This is a genomic window from Chryseobacterium vietnamense, from assembly GCF_031454475.1.
In the GTDB taxonomy this organism is placed as follows: Bacteria; Bacteroidota; Bacteroidia; order Flavobacteriales; family Weeksellaceae; genus Chryseobacterium; species Chryseobacterium vietnamense.
In genome coordinates, this window is record NZ_JAVDQX010000004.1 from 59,531 (window position 1) to 76,642 (window position 17,112).

16 protein-coding genes are annotated in these 17,112 nt (G+C 38.0%); 7 read left to right on the forward strand and 9 right to left on the reverse strand.

Going from position 1 to position 17,112, the window contains the following annotated elements; translation table 11 throughout:
* Nucleotides 1-190 precede the first annotated feature (190 nt).
* From J2786_RS17380 to queA, 4 genes are all read right to left on the reverse strand, one after another.
* Entirely contained in the window at nucleotides 191-1,141 is a 951-nt protein-coding gene (locus tag J2786_RS17380) for a sterol desaturase family protein (protein WP_047433726.1), read from the reverse strand.
* Between the two features lie 74 nt (nucleotides 1,142-1,215).
* On the reverse strand, nucleotides 1,216-2,250 hold the full coding sequence (rlmN, locus tag J2786_RS17385) for a dual-specificity RNA methyltransferase RlmN (RefSeq protein ID WP_047433728.1): 1,035 nt from the start codon (nucleotides 2,248-2,250) through the stop codon (nucleotides 1,216-1,218).
* Between the two features lie 32 nt (nucleotides 2,251-2,282).
* Nucleotides 2,283-2,630, reverse strand: a complete 348-nt coding sequence (locus J2786_RS17390) for a four helix bundle protein (RefSeq protein ID WP_047433729.1) — start codon at nucleotides 2,628-2,630, stop codon at nucleotides 2,283-2,285.
* Between the two features lie 42 nt (nucleotides 2,631-2,672).
* A complete protein-coding gene (gene queA / locus J2786_RS17395; RefSeq protein ID WP_047433731.1) occupies nucleotides 2,673-3,722 on the reverse strand; it encodes a tRNA preQ1(34) S-adenosylmethionine ribosyltransferase-isomerase QueA in 1,050 nt (349 codons plus the stop codon).
* Nucleotides 3,723-3,876: 154 nt separating this feature from the next.
* Here queA and J2786_RS17400 point away from each other — a divergent pair, with 154 nt between their 5' ends.
* The 6 genes from J2786_RS17400 (at nucleotide 3,877) to J2786_RS17425 (ending at nucleotide 10,458) form a co-directional block, all read left to right on the forward strand.
* Complete coding sequence (locus tag J2786_RS17400) at nucleotides 3,877-4,590, forward strand: hypothetical protein (protein ID WP_310026054.1); 714 nt, start codon at nucleotides 3,877-3,879, stop codon at nucleotides 4,588-4,590.
* A 36-nt stretch (nucleotides 4,591-4,626) separates the two neighbouring features.
* Nucleotides 4,627-5,319 (forward strand): AIM24 family protein, encoded by a 693-nt coding sequence (locus tag J2786_RS17405; RefSeq protein WP_047433734.1) that lies wholly within the window; start codon nucleotides 4,627-4,629, stop codon nucleotides 5,317-5,319.
* A gap of 84 nt (nucleotides 5,320-5,403) precedes the next feature.
* A complete protein-coding gene (locus J2786_RS17410) occupies nucleotides 5,404-6,912 on the forward strand; it encodes a M61 family metallopeptidase (RefSeq protein ID WP_310026057.1) in 1,509 nt (502 codons plus the stop codon).
* A 219-nt stretch (nucleotides 6,913-7,131) separates the two neighbouring features.
* Nucleotides 7,132-8,529, forward strand: a complete 1,398-nt coding sequence (locus tag J2786_RS17415) for a Gfo/Idh/MocA family protein (protein WP_047433736.1) — start codon at nucleotides 7,132-7,134, stop codon at nucleotides 8,527-8,529.
* Nucleotides 8,519-9,433 (forward strand): nucleotidyltransferase family protein, encoded by a 915-nt coding sequence (locus J2786_RS17420; RefSeq protein WP_047433738.1) that lies wholly within the window; start codon nucleotides 8,519-8,521, stop codon nucleotides 9,431-9,433. The genes J2786_RS17415 and J2786_RS17420 overlap by 11 nt, the downstream gene beginning before the upstream one ends.
* On the forward strand, nucleotides 9,424-10,458 hold the full coding sequence (locus J2786_RS17425) for a phosphotransferase enzyme family protein (RefSeq protein ID WP_052187107.1): 1,035 nt from the start codon (nucleotides 9,424-9,426) through the stop codon (nucleotides 10,456-10,458). Before J2786_RS17420 ends, J2786_RS17425 begins: the two co-directional genes overlap by 10 nt.
* Nucleotides 10,459-10,638: 180 nt before the next feature.
* Here the strand turns inward: J2786_RS17425 and J2786_RS17430 are convergent, their stop codons facing one another.
* Nucleotides 10,639-11,130 carry a DNA-deoxyinosine glycosylase gene (locus J2786_RS17430; RefSeq protein ID WP_047433740.1) on the reverse strand — a complete coding sequence of 164 codons (492 nt, stop codon included), beginning with the start codon at nucleotides 11,128-11,130 and terminating at the stop codon, nucleotides 10,639-10,641.
* A gap of 300 nt (nucleotides 11,131-11,430) precedes the next feature.
* Nucleotides 11,431-13,425 (reverse strand): S9 family peptidase, encoded by a 1,995-nt coding sequence (locus tag J2786_RS17435; protein ID WP_047433742.1) that lies wholly within the window; start codon nucleotides 13,423-13,425, stop codon nucleotides 11,431-11,433.
* Between the two features lie 205 nt (nucleotides 13,426-13,630).
* On the opposite strand from J2786_RS17435, the gene J2786_RS17440 reads away from it, so the two are divergent.
* Nucleotides 13,631-14,497, forward strand: a complete 867-nt coding sequence (locus J2786_RS17440) for a chitobiase/beta-hexosaminidase C-terminal domain-containing protein (protein WP_047433744.1) — start codon at nucleotides 13,631-13,633, stop codon at nucleotides 14,495-14,497.
* Nucleotides 14,498-14,547: 50 nt separating this feature from the next.
* Here the strand turns inward: J2786_RS17440 and J2786_RS17445 are convergent, their stop codons facing one another.
* From J2786_RS17445 to J2786_RS17455, 3 genes are all read right to left on the reverse strand, one after another.
* A complete protein-coding gene (locus tag J2786_RS17445; RefSeq protein WP_047433745.1) occupies nucleotides 14,548-14,892 on the reverse strand; it encodes a phage holin family protein in 345 nt (114 codons plus the stop codon).
* A gap of 118 nt (nucleotides 14,893-15,010) precedes the next feature.
* Nucleotides 15,011-15,433 carry a PaaI family thioesterase gene (locus tag J2786_RS17450; protein WP_047433747.1) on the reverse strand — a complete coding sequence of 141 codons (423 nt, stop codon included), beginning with the start codon at nucleotides 15,431-15,433 and terminating at the stop codon, nucleotides 15,011-15,013.
* A 122-nt stretch (nucleotides 15,434-15,555) separates the two neighbouring features.
* A complete protein-coding gene (locus tag J2786_RS17455) occupies nucleotides 15,556-17,109 on the reverse strand; it encodes a GMC family oxidoreductase (protein ID WP_052187108.1) in 1,554 nt (517 codons plus the stop codon).
* Nucleotides 17,110-17,112: the final 3 nt, after the last annotated feature.

Sequence of the window (17,112 nt, forward strand, 5' to 3'; positions counted from 1 at the left end):
TTTGAGGGTTTGAGAGCCTGAATGAGATACTAGATTTTAGGTTTCGGGATTCGAGTTTGAGGTAAAATCTAGATTCCTACAGAATGGACAAAGTGTTGTTGCTACTTTAAAAAAGTCTCCTTCAAAAATAGAAAAACGGACTAAAGCAGCCCGTTTTTCACTTAGATTTCTATTGGTTTTAAATCAGAAGTTAAGCCGTTTTCTGCTCTTTCTGATTTTGCTGTTGTTCTTTCTTTTGTGCCTGTCTGGCAAAATACTCTTTCTGATATTGTCTTACCGTCTTTCCGGTTCCGTCATGTCTCCATCCCGGAGAATTGAAAATATAATTGATTCTGTCTGTAAATTTTAATCCCGGCTGCTTCAGATCTTTCCAGATTTTTCTCCATTCATAAAAAAGTACAGTATCCGGTCTGTTATCCGGCATTTTTGGATAGATTCCATATTTTACAGGTACATTCGGATCTTCTTTTTGGAAGGTTCCAAATATTTTATCCCAGATAATGAGACACATTCCCATATTTTTATCCAGATATTTCACGTTACATGCATGGTGCACACGGTGATGGGAAGGTGTTACCAGGATATATTCCAGGAATCCCATAGTTTTCACAGTCTGCGTATGTACCCATGTTCCATACACCTGTCCGATAGCGTATGCTACCATAATATGCCATGGATTGAATCCTAAAAATGCAAGCGGTGAAAAATATAAATATCTGTAAAGAGGCTGTAATACGGGACTTCTGAATCCTGTTGTCAGGTTAAAATATTCTGAACTGTGGTGCGTAATATGAACTGCCCAGAACGCTCTGGAGCGATGGTCTACATAATGCAGCACATAATAAGCAAAGTCTGTGATGATAAAACAAGCCAGCAAATACCATACACTAAGATCCCATGTAAAAAGTCTGTGATGGTAAAAGAAAAACATCACTCCCATGGCAAATGCCTTCATGATAAGGTCAAGGCCAAAGTTCATCAATGCAAGATAAACATTGGTGGCAAGATCTTTCCCGCTATACAATTTAGCTTCTGAAACGTGGCTGTAAATCATTTCAGCTAAAATAACAGTAGCATGCAATGGGATCGCCCATGCATACACATTTTCCAGCCCGTCCTCGCTCATAAGAAAATCCATCATCACAAAATAATTTGTGCAAAGGTAGGGTTTTAACCTATTTTTTAAGAAAGTTTTAGGCTTTTTTTAAGGAAATTTTAATCTGTTGTTTTGTTGGCTAACTGTCCGCAAGCGGCATCAATATCACCTCCACGGCTTCTTCTGACCATTACCGTTACTCCTGCATTTTCAAGTTGACGGATGTAATTTTCTTCCGCCTGTTTATTGCATTGATCGTATTTTCCATCCCCGATCGGGTTGTATTGAATCAGATTTACTTTTGAAGGAACCTGTTTGCAGTATTTAATTAAAGCTTTAATATCTTCATCACCGTCATTGATTCCTTTCCATACGCAGTATTCAAAAGTAATAACAGAACCGGTTTTCTGATACCAGTACTGAAGAGCCTCCATAATATCCGTTAACGGGAATTTATCAGAGAAAGGCATGATCTCATTACGTTTGGATTCGATAGCAGAGTGAAGGGATAAAGCCAGCTTCACACGCAGTTCGTCATCTGCAAGCATTTTGATCATCTTAGGAATACCGGATGTAGAAACGGTAATTCTTCTTGGAGACATTCCCAAACCTTCCGGCTGGGTGATTTTTTTGATGGCTTCCACTACGTTTTTGTAATTCATCATCGGCTCTCCCATTCCCATAAATACGATATTGGAAAGCGGTCTGTCGAAATACATTCTGCTCTGGCTGTCAATCAGGGCTACCTGATCTACAATTTCAGCGACTTCAAGGTTTCTCATTCTTTTCAGTCTTGCTGTAGCACAGAATTCGCAGTTTAATGAGCATCCTACCTGTGAAGATACACAGGCTGTAGTTCTTGTTTCTGTAGGAATAAGAACAGATTCCACCATCAGTCCGTCGTGAAGTTTCACTCCGTTTTTGATAGTTCCGTCAGCGCTTTTTTGAAGAAGGTCTACGGAAACAGGATTAATGGTATATTCTTCCGAAATTCTCTCACGAAGTGATTTTGAAAGATTCGTCATTTCGTCAATCGAATGGAGGTTTTTACTCCATAGCCAGTCATAGACCTGTTTCGCGCGAAACGGCTTTTCTCCTAAAGACACAAAGTAGTCTTTAAGCTGGTCTAATGATAATGTACGGATATCTTTCATAATATTAAAGAGCCAAGTTAAAAGTAAAAGGTTTAAAGTTTAGTATTGTTAACTATTGCAGCCAAAATGTTTTTCAATTCATTACTTTCATTCAATAAAGCTTTAAATTCCTCAGAATCATAACCATCTAATCCTTCTAAAACCCGAAGCCAAAAATGACTTTCTCTGGCTTCTCTTAAAGCAATTTTTACTTTATTTTTAAAATCTGCTTTAGAGGATCCTGCTTGGGATTCTTCATAATTAGCGCCTATTGAAGTAGCTGATTTTCCGAGCTGAAATCTTATTAATTTACTTTCAGAATCATTGGGAAGCGTTCTTAAAAACTTAAGACAATCAACCCCAAATGTAAAAGTTCTTATAAGTAAATCATTTTGTCTCATTTCTACTTGTATTACCTTTAACTTGGCTCTTTTTACTTTTTTTTATAGAATTAACATTGCGTCACCGTAAGAATAGAATTTATACTTTTCTTTTACGGCTTCTTCATAAGCGTGCATTACGAAATCTCTTCCCGCAAATGCAGCAATCATCATGATCAGAGTAGACTTCGGCGTGTGGAAGTTCGTGATCATTGAGTTCGCTACTCCAAAATCGTGAGGAGGATAAATGAATTTATTTGTCCATCCGTTGAAAGCAGAGATTTTTTTGTTTGAAGAAACAGAAGTTTCCAGTGCTCTCATGGTAGTAGTTCCTACTGCACATACTCTTCTGTGAGTTTCAACTGCTTTATTAATGATGGCAGCATTTTTCTCATCGATGATAATTTCTTCAGACTCCATTTTGTGTTTGGAAAGATCTTCTACCTCAATCGGGTTGAATGTTCCCAATCCTACGTGAAGGGTAACTTCAGCAAAATTGATACCTTTGATCTCTAATCTCTTCATCAAATGCTTTGAGAAGTGAAGACCTGCTGTAGGTGCAGCTACTGCTCCTTCTACTTTTGCATAGATCGTCTGATATCTTTCTGCATCTTCAGGTTCTACTGCTCTTTTGATATATTTTGGAAGCGGAGTTTCTCCCAACTCTTTTAGTTTTGTTCTGAATTCGTCGTAAGAACCGTCGAATAAGAATCTTAATGTTCTTCCTCTTGAAGTTGTGTTATCAATAACCTCAGCTACCAAAGACTCATCTTCTGTGAAGAATAATTTGTTACCAATTCTGATTTTTCTTGCCGGATCTACCAAAACGTCCCAGACTCTGGTTTCTTTATCAAGCTCTCTTAATAAGAAAACTTCAATTTTAGCACCTGTTTTTTCTTTATTTCCGTAAAGACGTGCAGGGAAAACTTTTGTATTGTTGAAGATGAACAAATCCTCTTCATCAAAATAATCCACAACATCCTTGAATAATTTGTGCTCGATAGTTTGTGTTTTTCTATCCAGTACCATTAATCTCGCTTCGTCTCTGTGCTCTGATGGGTGTTCTGCTAATAATTCCGCAGGAAGATCAAAATTAAAATCTGATGTTTTCATTTTTTAAATTACGGTTTAAAAATTATTGAAATTACAAGGTGTAATTTTCGGAGTGCAAATATACGACATTGAACACCCCTTTGTCAAGTATTATTTACAATCAAATATAAAACCGTGATTTTACGGGCAGTTTCAAGGTATAAAAAGAGTATTTTTGGGAAAATTAAAATTCAATATGGAATCTGTAAGCAAAATATACTTCATTGATAATCCGTATCCTGAAGGTCATGCAATTGAAAATTTCAGCTGGAGCGGGCGGATTGATGAATATGGATTTATCTGGTTTGATTTTCATTTAAAAACTGAAAATTATTATGCCAATGACGATGAAAACAATGAAGACGAGGACGAAGATCTGTCCGACTGGGACTCCAAAATCGTATGGAGAAATTATCACGCCTGTACACTTTCTTCCAATTATTGGGGTGAACAGAGAGGCATCAGAATTAACAACCTTGATGAAAAGCTGGATTTCGATGCTGTTGTTAAAAATGACCTTTTCAGTAATGATCTCCCTTCTGAACAACATTCTGATGATGATGATCTTGCTTTCAACATCTACCTGCTGGGACATGACAGCTGTGCCGGGCATCAGATCCGGTTTTCAGAAACAGATCATAATCGGTATAATATTACATGGACGGGCAAAATAGCGCTTACCTACGCAGGCGATCATGAGTTTGCACATGATTTCAAAGCCAAAATTTTCAATGCTGAATTTGAAGGCTTTCACTATCCCAAAACCTGGTCGCTGGAAAAAGCAACTGAAATGTTCAAAGCCAGACTTGCCAATTTTGAAGAGTACGAATTTGTAGATCTGAATCCTAAAAGTAACAAAAGGGAGTATAAACTCGACAAACTGAAATAATAACACTATAAAAGCAACAAATAAAAATATATCATTATGAGCAAATATTCGATAGAAGCATTTATCAACGAAACGAAGGAAAACCCACAACAAAGAGATTATTTTGAACTGGAAACAAAGCATCTTCTGGAAATCAACCTTAACAATCAGGCAGTGTGGACGAAAAGAGGAAGCATGGTAAGTTATGTGGGAAATATCAATTTTGAAAGACAGGGAATGCTGTCCGGAGGACTTGGAAACCTTTTAAAGAAAGCTATCAGTGGTGAGGGAGCCAGACTGATGAAAGCAGAAGGTACCGGAAAACTATATGTGGCCGATTCCGGGAAGAAAGTCCGTATTTTATATCTGAATAATGAATCTGTTTGTGTAAACGGAAATGATATTCTTGCTCACGAACAAAGTGTGAAAAGTGATATCACCATGCTAAAAAGTATCGCAGGAATGATGTCCGGAGGTCTTTTTCAGGCAAAACTTTCAGGAACAGGACATATTGCCATTACCACCCACGGAGATCCTCTTACGCTTTTGGTAACTCCGGATACTCCTGTTTTCACAGATCCTAATGCTACTGTTGCCTGGTCCGGAAACTTAAGCCCGGAACTGAAAACCAATGTTTCTTTCAAAAGCCTTATCGGAAGAGGAAGCGGAGAAGAGTTCCAGATGAAGTTTTCAGGACATGGATGGGTACTGATTCAGCCTTATGAAGAGGTATACTATATGGAAAAATAAAACAGACATAAGCTAGAAGTGATTTAGAATTTTCGTAATAATTAAGATTTGCAGCCCATGAATATCCTTATAAAGCTATTTTTTGTGATCATCATACTACCTAACGTAATGATAGCGCAAACTTCAAAGAAAAATTACGAATACACTATAGATCTGCTTCATATGTCCAATGATGAAGTCCGGGTATCTTTTTCACCTCCAAAGAGTAATCTTAAACAGGGAAAATTTATCATTCCGAAACTGGTACCCGGATTTTATCAGGCTATGAATTTCGGACAATATGTTTCTGATTTCACAGCCACTGATAAAAACGGTAAAAAAGTAGTAACCGAACGTCTGGACAAAAACAGCTGGATGGTACACGATCTCAATCGGGTAAAGAAAATATCTTATCAGGTAGCTGACGGATGGGACTCTTTGGAAAAAGAATCTAATGAAGCCCGATCTGCTGGCAGTATGTTTATAAAAGACAGCATTTTTGTCATCAACTATAATTCTTTAGTAGGATATTTTGAAGAAATGAAAGATATTCCTTATCGGATTACGATTACAAAAAACAAAGATTTTTATGCTTCTTCCGCTTTAGATTATCAACAGAAAAATAAGAATACGGATATAGTACGGGCAAAGGATTACCGCGAACTGGTAGATTCTCCTGTTTTATATTCTGTTCCCGATACAACATGGCTCAAAATAGGGCACACCGATGTGCTTGTATCATTCTATAATAAAAAGGAAAGGCATTACTCCAAAACAATTGCTCACGAACTAGAAAACATTCTGAAAAATCAGCAGGCGTATCTTGGTGGAACATTACCGGTCAACAAATATGCATTCCTGATCTATTATGAATCATCCAACGAGAATGGATTTTTGGGAGACGGACTTGAGCATTCCCACTCTACGGTCTGCCTGTACCGTTCCGGAAGTATGAAGTTTCTTCCCAATGCATTACACAGGGTTGCTTCCCATGAGTTTTTCCACGTTGTTGCCCCACTCAATATTCATTCAGGAGAAATTCAGCATTATGATTTTCTGAATCCTGTCATGTCTGAACATTTGTGGCTCTATGAAGGGATGACAGAATATGCGACCATTCATATGCCTGTCAAACAAAAAATGATCAGTCTGGAAGATTTTGAAAGAAGTCTGGAAGAAAAGATCAAAGGCATGAAAGAATTTGACAACACTCTTTCTTTTACAGAAATGAGTAAAAAATCCATGGAAAGACAGGACCAGTATATGAACTTTTATATGAAAGGAGCATTGCTCGGGCTTTGTTTAGATATACGGCTAAGAGAACTTTCTCATGGGAAAACCGGAACCCAGGATCTGATGCAGATGCTTATGAAAAAATATGGAGCAGGTAAATATTTTAATGATAATGAACTTTTTGACGAAATTACAAAAATGACCTATCCTGAAATACGTACATTTTTCACAGATTATATAGAGGGTACCCAACCTGTTCCTTTGAAAGAATACCTGGAAAAGGCAGGATTCAATTATGATGAAACTACTGGAAAAGTAACTGCCGTATCCCATCCTGATTCAAAACAAATTGCATTAAGAAAAGCCTGGATCAATCAATAATTTTTCATGCAGATAACAAATATTAAAAAAATATAAATGAGCAAAACCGATAAAAAAGTGAAAATTAACAACCTGTAATTCAATAACTCAAAAACCATTCAACTTTAAAATCCACGAACCTGCAAATTCTTACAAACGCCTCCATTACTTCATTATCATATTGCCCATCACTTTATCGGGATTTAAAAAAAGTTTTAATATATTTAAAAAAAAATATTGATGAACAATAGTAACTCCCGCAGAACCTTTCTTAAGACTGCTGCTTTAGCAAGCTTTGGAGCATTGGTTTTACCCAATTCTTTATTTGCTTATTCCAATGATTTTAAAACAGATAAAAAAGTCCGCGTTGGTTTTATCGGCGTAGGTCTTCGTGGTCAGGAGCATGTGAAATTGCTGGCAAAACGTAATGATGTAGAAATTGTTGCGTTTGCAGATCCGGAGAAACGAATGCTTGCCGCGTCTCAAAAAATACTTAAAGACAACAATAAACCGGCTGCCCAGGAGTTTTCCAATGGGGAATACGACTATCGGAATCTTTTAAAATTAAAAACAATAGATGCTGTTGTTATTGCAACGCCATGGGAATGGCATCTTACCCAAGGTGTGGAAGCCATGCGCGCTAAAAAAATTGTAGGCATGGAAGTTTCCGGAGCTATTAAGCTTCAGGACTGCTGGGAGTTTGTAAAGGTATATGAGGAAACAAAAGTTCCTATCTTTATGATGGAAAACGTGTGCTACCGCAGAGATATTATGGCCATCCTGAATATGGTGCGTAAAGGAATGTTCGGGGAACTGGTACATGGAAGAGGCGGTTATCAGCATGATCTGAGAGGTGTTCTCTTCAATGACGGGGTTAATCCATACAATTCCGGTGCTGAATTTGGAGAAAAAGGATTCAGTGAAGCAAAATGGAGAACCGAACATTATGTAAAACGTAACGGGGAGCTTTATCCTACCCATGGATTAGGCCCGGTTGCCATGATGATGGATATCAACAGGGGAAACCGTTTAACAAGGCTTTCTTCATTCTCTTCAAAATCCGTGGGACTTCATAAATATATTGTTGAGCATCCCAAAGGCGGGGAAAACCATCCTAATGCCAAAGTAAAATTCAACCAGGGAGATATCGTAACCACTCAGATTGCCTGTGCCAACGGGGAAACCATTCTTCTTACTCATGATACGAGCTTACAAAGACCTTATTATCTTGGTTTCAGAGTTCAGGGAACAGAAGGATTGTGGCAGGATTTCGGTTGGGGAGATTTTAACCAGGGACATATTTATTTTGAAAAGACCATGAATCATACCCACCGTTGGGACAATACTGAAAAGTGGATGAAAGAACACGATCATCCGATGTGGAAGAAGTTTGAAACTACCGCTGCAGGCGCCGGACATGGCGGAATGGATTTCTTTGTGATGAATACTTTTATTGAATGTATTAAACGAAACATAGAATTCCCGATGGATGTATATGATCTTGCCCTGTGGTATTCGATTACCCCATTGAGTGAAGAGTCTATTGCCAAAGGCGGTCAGGTAGTTGACATCCCTGATTTTACCAATGGAAAATGGAAAACCCGCAAACCAGTATTTGGAATGACCGATGAGTTCTAAGAAAACATTACTCATATTGGCAGGCGGATTGGGCAGCAGATATAAAGGACTCAAGCAGATAGATGGAATACTTGATAACGGTTCGCCGATTCTTGAGTATTCTATCTTTGATGCGCTGGAAGCCGGTTTCCAAAAAGTAGTTATTATTGTCAACAAACTGATTCCTGAAAGTTATATTGAAAGACTCAATCAGATTTCAAAAGCTAAAAACTTTGAATTGCACTGGGTATATCAGGAGAAAGATACTATTCCTATTTCTCTGGAAGGTTTTGATTATCCTGATCGTGAGAAACCATGGGGAACTGCCCATGCCGTACTTTGTGCCAAATATTCAATACAGGAACCTTTTGTGATGATCAATGCTGATGATTTCTATGGAAAAGAAGCCTATCAGCTGGCTGCCCATGAAATTAATCATCACCATATTTCAGATACACAATTAGGGATGATTGCCTATCCTGTGGGTACAACATTGAGTGGAAATGGTGCTGTAGCAAGAGGAATCTGTACGCTGGATGCTGAAAATTATCTGATTAAAGTAGAGGAACAAACCTCTATCCAAAGAATCAACAGTTCAATTATTTATGTTGAAAATGGAGAAAATATAAAATTAGATCCCGAAACATTGGTATCCATGAACTTTTTTATTTTCCATCCTCATATTTTCTGTTATCTTGAAGCCTATTTCTATGATTTCATAGAATCTGATCCGCTGCCTAATCAGGAATTTTATATTCCTTCTGCGGTACAGAGAATGATGGACGAAAACAGAGTAAAGGTAAAGGTGAAAGCATCTCCGTCCCGATGGATGGGGGTTACCTATGCTGATGATAAAAAGGAAATTATAGATTTTCTGATTTCAGAGATTAACCATAACAGATACCCGGAAGATTTATGGAGATAAATGCTATTGTTGCTGAATTTATTACTACGGATAATTATAACCTTACTCCTATTACTGATGGATTAATTAATACAACCTATCTTTTGGAGGATAAAGATCAGAGCAGAAAGTTTATTCTGCAGAAAATCAACAATCATGTTTTCAAACAGCCGGAAGTGATCGTAAATAATCATTTGTTAATTAACGAAATTCTCAGGTCAAATGATTATCATTTTCAGATTATCGAACCTGTCAGGTCTCTGGCCAATAAACTTCTGGTAGAAGATATAAATGGCGAACCGTGGCGCATGTTAAGTTTTGTAGAAAATAGCGTTACATTCCTTACCGCTCCATCTTTACAGACGGCTTTTGATGCTGCTAAAACCTTCAGTTATTTTCTAAACACTGTTAATACTGAAAAACTGCCTGCTATTGAAGATTCTCTTCCCAACTTCCTTAATTTTGAGAAAAGGGTTGCAGATTATAAAGACTCACTAAAAAACGCAGCGCCTCATTTAAGAGAAAACGCTAAGGCTGAAATAGAAATCACCAACCAGCTTCTGTCCTTGCCTGATCACTGGATCAAAATGGAGAAAAACAATCAGATTCCTAAAAGAATTATTCATGCAGATGTAAAAATCAGTAATATTCTTTTTGATCAAAAGCATAACCCATTAGCTGTAATTGATCTGGATACTATGATGATTTCTACCATTTTATATGATTTCGGAACGATGATCCAGTCTTATACCAATACCACACAGGAAGATGATGGAACAGCCCGAAACAATTTCAATCCTGAAATGTATAAGGTTGTAAAAGAGGGATTTTTATTCTACTTAAAAGAAAAACTGACACCCGAAGAATCTGATCATCTTGATTATGCAGCGCAAGTCGCCATTTATATTCAGGAACTTCGTTTTTTGACGGATTACCTTAACGGAAGCACCTACTATTTTATCACGCATCCTGAACACAATCTGGACAGAACCAAAAACCAATTAGAGCTATTGAAAGGACTGAGGGAATATCTGGGAACTAGTTGAGAGTTGGAGAGTTTGAGAGCTGGGTTTATAAAGTGCATAGATTCCTACGGAATGACAAGGTGTATGGATAAATAAAGCGTACCACTTATCCATTCCGCAGGAATTTATTCGTTTACAATTTCAGCACTATAACCCTCAAACTCTCCCACTCTCAAACCCTCCAACTCCCCACGACTCTTCTCACCCTAAAAACTCCAGAACTTTCTTCCACTCTTCCAGTTTTTTTTCAAAGGAAACCGTATGAAGCGGACTTGTAGAAGGCAATAAAAAAATGGGAAGTTTATAATTTTTACCAAGAAGTTTCAGCAAGTTTTTATAAGATTTTCCACCATTGCAAAATATGGCTTTGATGTTCGGATGTTCTTCAAGCAATTCTTCAATTTGATTAGCTTCTTCATTCCTGATTTCAGAATCCAGGCTTCCTTTTCGCTCGCAAGAATCAATCACATCCCAAAGCGCAATATGATGTTTCTTTATCGTTTCAATTCTTTGGATATAATCATCAGTAAAATCCTCATTCAGCAATTCAAAAATGATTTTCCAGAATTTGTTTTGTGGATGCCCATAATACTGCTGCTTTTCCAGTGATTTTACTCCTGGAATTGATCCTAAAATCAGAATCTCAGACTGAGCGTCAATAATGGGTGAAAATGAAGAAATACGGTTTTGCATACCCAAATATAGAGATTTAATTTATTTTAATCAGGTTGGAAGCTGGGAGCCTGAAGAAGGAAGTTATTGAAGTTATAAAAAACGGGTTGACCATATTTTCATCTTTCTAAACAATGATATCATTAATTTATAACAGTCTCTATAAATGTTAAGATTAACAGCTACTTCCAGCTTCCAATAGCCTGAATTAAATTCCTTTAACCAACGTAGTTATTTAGGTTTTAGCTAAAGCTATTGGAATTTTTAATCATAAAAAAACGGGCTAAAGCCCGTTTCTATTGATGTTTTATATTATTGTTCTTATAAAGTTTCCTTCAGCCAATCGAAGAATTCTCTCTGCCATACCAGTCCGTTTTGCGGATGAAGTACCCAGTGGTTTTCGTTCGGGAAGTATACCAGTTTAGATTTTAATCCTCTTAATTTTGCAGCCTGGAAAGCTTCCTGCCCCTGCTCGTAAGGAACACGGAAATCGATTCCACCCTGAACAATCATGATAGGTTTGTTCCATTTTTCTACAAAGTTGCTTGGGTTGAATTCTGTATATGCTTTTGGAAGTGGTTTTTCCCATGGAGAACCAAGATCCCAATTCGCAAACCAAAGTTCTTCGGTAGTCAGGTACCAGGATTTCATATCAAATAATCCATCATGAGTGATGAAAGTTTTGAATCTGTTCTCATGGATTCCTGCCAGCATAAATACACTGTATCCTCCGTAGCTAGCTCCTACAGCAGCTACTCTGTCTCCGTCTACGTATGGTAAAGTTTTTGCAAAGTCTGTTGCTGCCAGATAATCTCTCATTGGCTGTCCTCCCCAGTCTTTTGAAATTTCTTCATTCCATTTTGTTCCCCAGCCCGGCATACCTCTTCTGTTTGGAGCTACCACAATATAATCGTTGGCTGTCATTAAGGCAAAGTTCCATCTTACACTGAAATATTGAGTAAGCGCAGACTGCGGACCTCCCTGGCAGTATACCAGCGTTGGGTATTTTTTGTTCGGATCAAAGTTCGGTGGATAGTGGAACCAAACTCCCATTTCCTTACCGTCTGAAGTTTTCACCATTTTAAGTTCGGATTTCCCCTGAGCTAACTTAGCGTATGTTTCTTTGTTGGCTTCAGTTACCTGCTTCATTTCTCCGTTTTTAACGTTTACAGAGAATAATTCTGTAGCATGGTTCACGTCTGTTCTTCCTACTAACAGTGAAGTTTTATTGTCTGTAAAGATTTCGTTTACGTCAAAATCTCCTTTGGTAATCTGCTGTACTTTTGCTGATTTTGAATCCAGCGAGAAAAGTTGTTTTGTTCCTCTGAATGCCGCTGTAAAGTAGATTGTTTTTGAATCTGCTCCCCAAAGCACATCTCCTGAAACACTTTCATCCCAGCCTGAGGTAAGATTAGTGGTCTTCCCTGACTTCCAGTCCAGGATTTTTACATCATTCTTGTCTGCTTCGTATCCATCTCTGGCCATACTCTGCCAGATTAAAGATTTTCCGTCCGGGCTGAATTTTGGGTTTACATCATATCCTTTATTTGCTTCTGTAAGGTTTTTGGTTGTACCTGATGCCAGATCGTAAGCAAAGATATCTGTATTGGTGCTTGTAGAATATTCTTTACCACTTTTAGGTTTGGTAACATATAAAAGCTGTGCAGAATCCGGGCTCCAGATAAAATCTTCTGCACCCCCGAAAGGTCTTTGTGGGGAATCCCATGTTTTTCCTTCCAGCAGGTCTTTAGCTGATTCTGCTTTATCAGAAGTATTCACCACAAATACATGGTTATATTTCCCTTCATTGAAATAATCCCAGTGTCTGTGGTTCAGGTCTGTATACACCTGAGCCGTTGTTTTAGGAGTATCACTGAATTTATCTTTGCCCATTACTTTCTCTACCAACACCTGCTTACTGAAGGCAATTTTCTTTCCGTCAGGAGAAATGACAACATTATCAGCTTCCCCGATGGTATAAAATTCCGTCCAGGTTTTTCCGGCATCTTTAGAAAGATAGATTTTATCACCTTCCTGAGCATAGATCCCGTTTTTATCCCACTGAATAAGTGCTTTTTTACCGAAATCAATTTTGGAAGACTGATGATTAAGAACATTTAGAAAATAGTTCTCATTTTTTGTTTTCTCTGTTTTCAGATCAACCTGTCCTACTTTATAGATAAGGGAACCCTGATCCGGTGAAACTGCCTGTACTCCAACTTTTTTCAAAGTCCAAAGAATTTCAGGCGTCATTACTTGTTGTGCATTCATTAAAAGCGGAGCTGCCAAAGCCAGCAGACTGTACTTAAGTTTCATATGTTGATATTCATTTTTTAACGGATGTACAAAATAAACTGATCTCCTACATCCTTTTATTAAATTCAAAGATTGCCAAAGTTAATATTTAAAATAAAAACGGACGAAAGAATTAACATTAAGTTTTAAAGTTGATAAATAATTGATTTATGTATGGCAAAAGTTTATTAGTTTTACAAAAGACTAAACTAATACCCATTCTTATATGAAAAAATTTATACTTTTTTCTTCACTCTGTGTATCTTCATACTTTTTTTCACAGCTTACGATGAGTCCTTTTCCAAGTCATTATGATAATCCTTATCTGGCCACCATCTCAGGAAACGGAACAATTTATTATACAACCGATGGAAGTACCCCGACACTGAACTCAGCCTCAGCAACCAACAGCGTACAAATCCTTATTAATCAGAATAAAGAAATCAAAGCCTTTCTTGTTAACGGACAGGGAAATTCTTCTGCTGTCATCAGTAAAAAGTACTACACCGGAGTGATTCCCTCTGCTGTCATTTATTTTAAAGCACCTTCCACATGGACGTCAGGAAGCTGTGTCATGGTGGATTTGGTTAACCCCAATGCCGTTAACGGTTTTGCTATGGATACCTTCTGGCCGGGAATTACTATGCAGCCTGCAGGATGTGAGTCGTGGTATAAAACAACCAGAAATTTTGAAAATGCCAATCTGCGTTTTAACAACTGTACTCTTTTTGAGAATATCCCTCAAACTATCAGCACCAGTCTGATTCCGGCGGGAAGCACTATTTACTACGATTTTACAGATGGTGTGATAACAACTCCGCCTTCCTGCTTATTTTTGGCAAGCGGTGAAACACCATCAAAAAATAAAAATGTTTTAATCAAGGTGTATCCGGATCCTGTTTCAGATATTTTAAAAGTACATACCGACCGACAGTTCCAGGACTATGAAATTATAGATGTGAGTGGAAAAGTCCTTCTTAAGGACCGGTTTACCAAAGAAATTGTGATCAGTCATCTTGTTTCAGGAAATTACTTTCTAAGAATGAAAGACCAACAAGGCGATTTGGTTGTAGTAAAATTCATTAAGAAATAAAAAATTCCGCTCTGAAAAAGGGCGGAATTTTTTTGATTGTTTATCATTTATTATTCTCCATCTGAGAACATAGAGTTCGCCAGAGAAGTTACGACTGACAATAATATACTGAAGATAAATGCCCACCAGAAGCCATCTACGACCATGCTGTCTATGAAATAGTCTGCAATCAGGACAATTGCGGCATTAATTACCAGGGCAAAAAATCCTAAGGTAAGAATGGTCAGCGGAAGACCAAACAGACTTAAAATAGGCTTTACAAATATGTTCAGAACCCCAAGTACAATAGCAAAGATAATGGCTGAAGAGAATCCTTCAAAATGTACTCCGGGTAAAATTTTGGTTAAAAGGTAAGCGACAATCGCGGTAATAAAAAGTCGGATAATTAAGTTCATTGTGATATTTTTTAATGTTTATGGGGTTTATGGAGCAAAAGCCATTCCATTCCGCTAAAAAGAATTCTCTGAAACCCTTTATTGAAGGAATATTTCGACTTTTATTTCCTTTAAATTCCTATTTTATTTTCATCATCGTGACCAATGAAGTTGCCACATGGCTTTCTGAATCAGATCCTTCGGTCTGGACATAGATTTCCGTTCTCACTACAATAATTTTTCCACCTCCTTTGATGACATAAGATTTTGAAACCAGGGCGTCTCCCATTGCCGGGCGAAGGTAATTCACTTTCAGCTCAACAGTCACTACATAACAGTCTTCCGGATAGTGGCTCACAGCGGCGTATCCTGAAGAAACGTCTACCAGAGAGGCGATCATTGCTCCGTTGAACATTCCTGCTTTTCGGGTCATCATTTCCATTTTAGGAATCTTCATGGATATAAAATCGGTTTCTACTTCCAGCAGTTCTGCTTTATAAAACTGTAAGGTTTCCGAACGGCCGAAGCTGTCTGTAATGAGTTTCTTTTTTTCTGGTGTCATGAATTTTATTTTAAACAAAGGTAAGCGCTACAACGTTTTTGATCTCCATGATCTTATATTTTTTCATTAAAAAACCGTTTCAACACTCGTGAAACGGTTTCTTTCTGGCTTTTTAAACCTTCTTACACAACAAACGATAACTTTTCAGATGAGTCTGACGCTTTCAGATGATGATCTTCTTTGATCATATCGGCTGCTTTTTCACCTATCATAATGGTAGGTGCATTGGTATTTCCGGAAACCACATCCGGCATAATGGATGCATCTGCTACCCTTAATCCTTTTATTCCATATACTTTCAGTCTGGGATCTACTACAGAATAGCTGTCGGTTCCCATTTTACAGGTTCCTGTCATATGATGATAGGTAGAGCATGATTTTTTAATATAATCAATGACTTCTTCTTTTGTTTTTCCTTCTCCGGGATAGATTTCACCGTCATTCCATTCTTTCATAGCTTCTGTTCTTCCCATTTCACGACATATTTCGACACATTTGTAAAGAGCTTCCAGATCGGATTCTTCAGAAAGATACATCGGATTGATTTCCGGTGAAGCTAAAGGATCGGAAGAAGTAAGTCTGATATATCCTTTACTGGCAGGTCTTATAAATCCTGCGCAGAATGTAAAAGCGTTTTCCGGTCCTGTGAATCCTGGGCTGTAATAAGGAAGTCCCATGAACAAAGGCTGAAGATCAGGGAAAGCCATTTCTTCTTTGCTCTTCCAGAATAACTGGGCCTCCAGGAGATTGGCTTCCGGAGCAGGAATTTCTTTTTTAGCTTTAAAAATAACACTTGTCAGAAGATGATCCTGAAGGTTTTTCCCAACTCCTTTCAAATTTTTTACCACTGGTATTCCAAGTGATTCCAGTTCCTTTTGATCACCAATTCCGGAAAGCATCAGAAGTTTGGCAGATTCTATGGTTCCACAGGATACAATGACTTCTTTTTCGGCTTCTACTTCTACTAATTCACCATCTCTCAAATACTGAACTCCAATACATTCGTTTTCTTCAAAAATTAATTTCTGAGCCAGCGCATTGGTTTGGATATGCAGATTGGAACGTGATTTTACAGGATCCAGAAATGCTTTTGCCGTAGAACATCTTTTGCCATCTTTTCCTACACTAAGGTGGTTAAGACCTGCTCCCCAGATTTCTTTATTAAAATCATCCGTCAAAGGATAGCCCAGTTCTTTACAGGCTTCAATAGCACTTACTGAAATGGCATTCGGCCGTTTGATCCTGCTAACAAACAGTGGTCCTGCCCCTCCATGAATATCATCTTCACCCTCTTCATGGGTTTCTGATTTTTTAAAATAGGGCAAAACACTTTCCCAGTCCCAGCCTACACATCCTTTATAAGCCCAGTTATCATAATCCTGCTGATGTCCTCTGATGTAAATCATTCCATTGATGGAACTTGAGCCACCCAATGTTTTACCGCGGGGCCAGTATCTTGTATTTCCTCCTGCATGTTCCTGCTCAACGGTATGATAGGCCCAGTCCCTCTCCGTATTCCAGATAGCGGGCCACCCTGCCTGTTCCTCCACTTCAGCCACTTTATCATCGGGACCTGCTTCCAGCAGGAGTACATTTATATTTTCGTTCTCACTTAATCTGTTGGCTATTACAGCTCCTGCCGAACCGGATCCGACAATTATAAAATCGTATTTCATGAG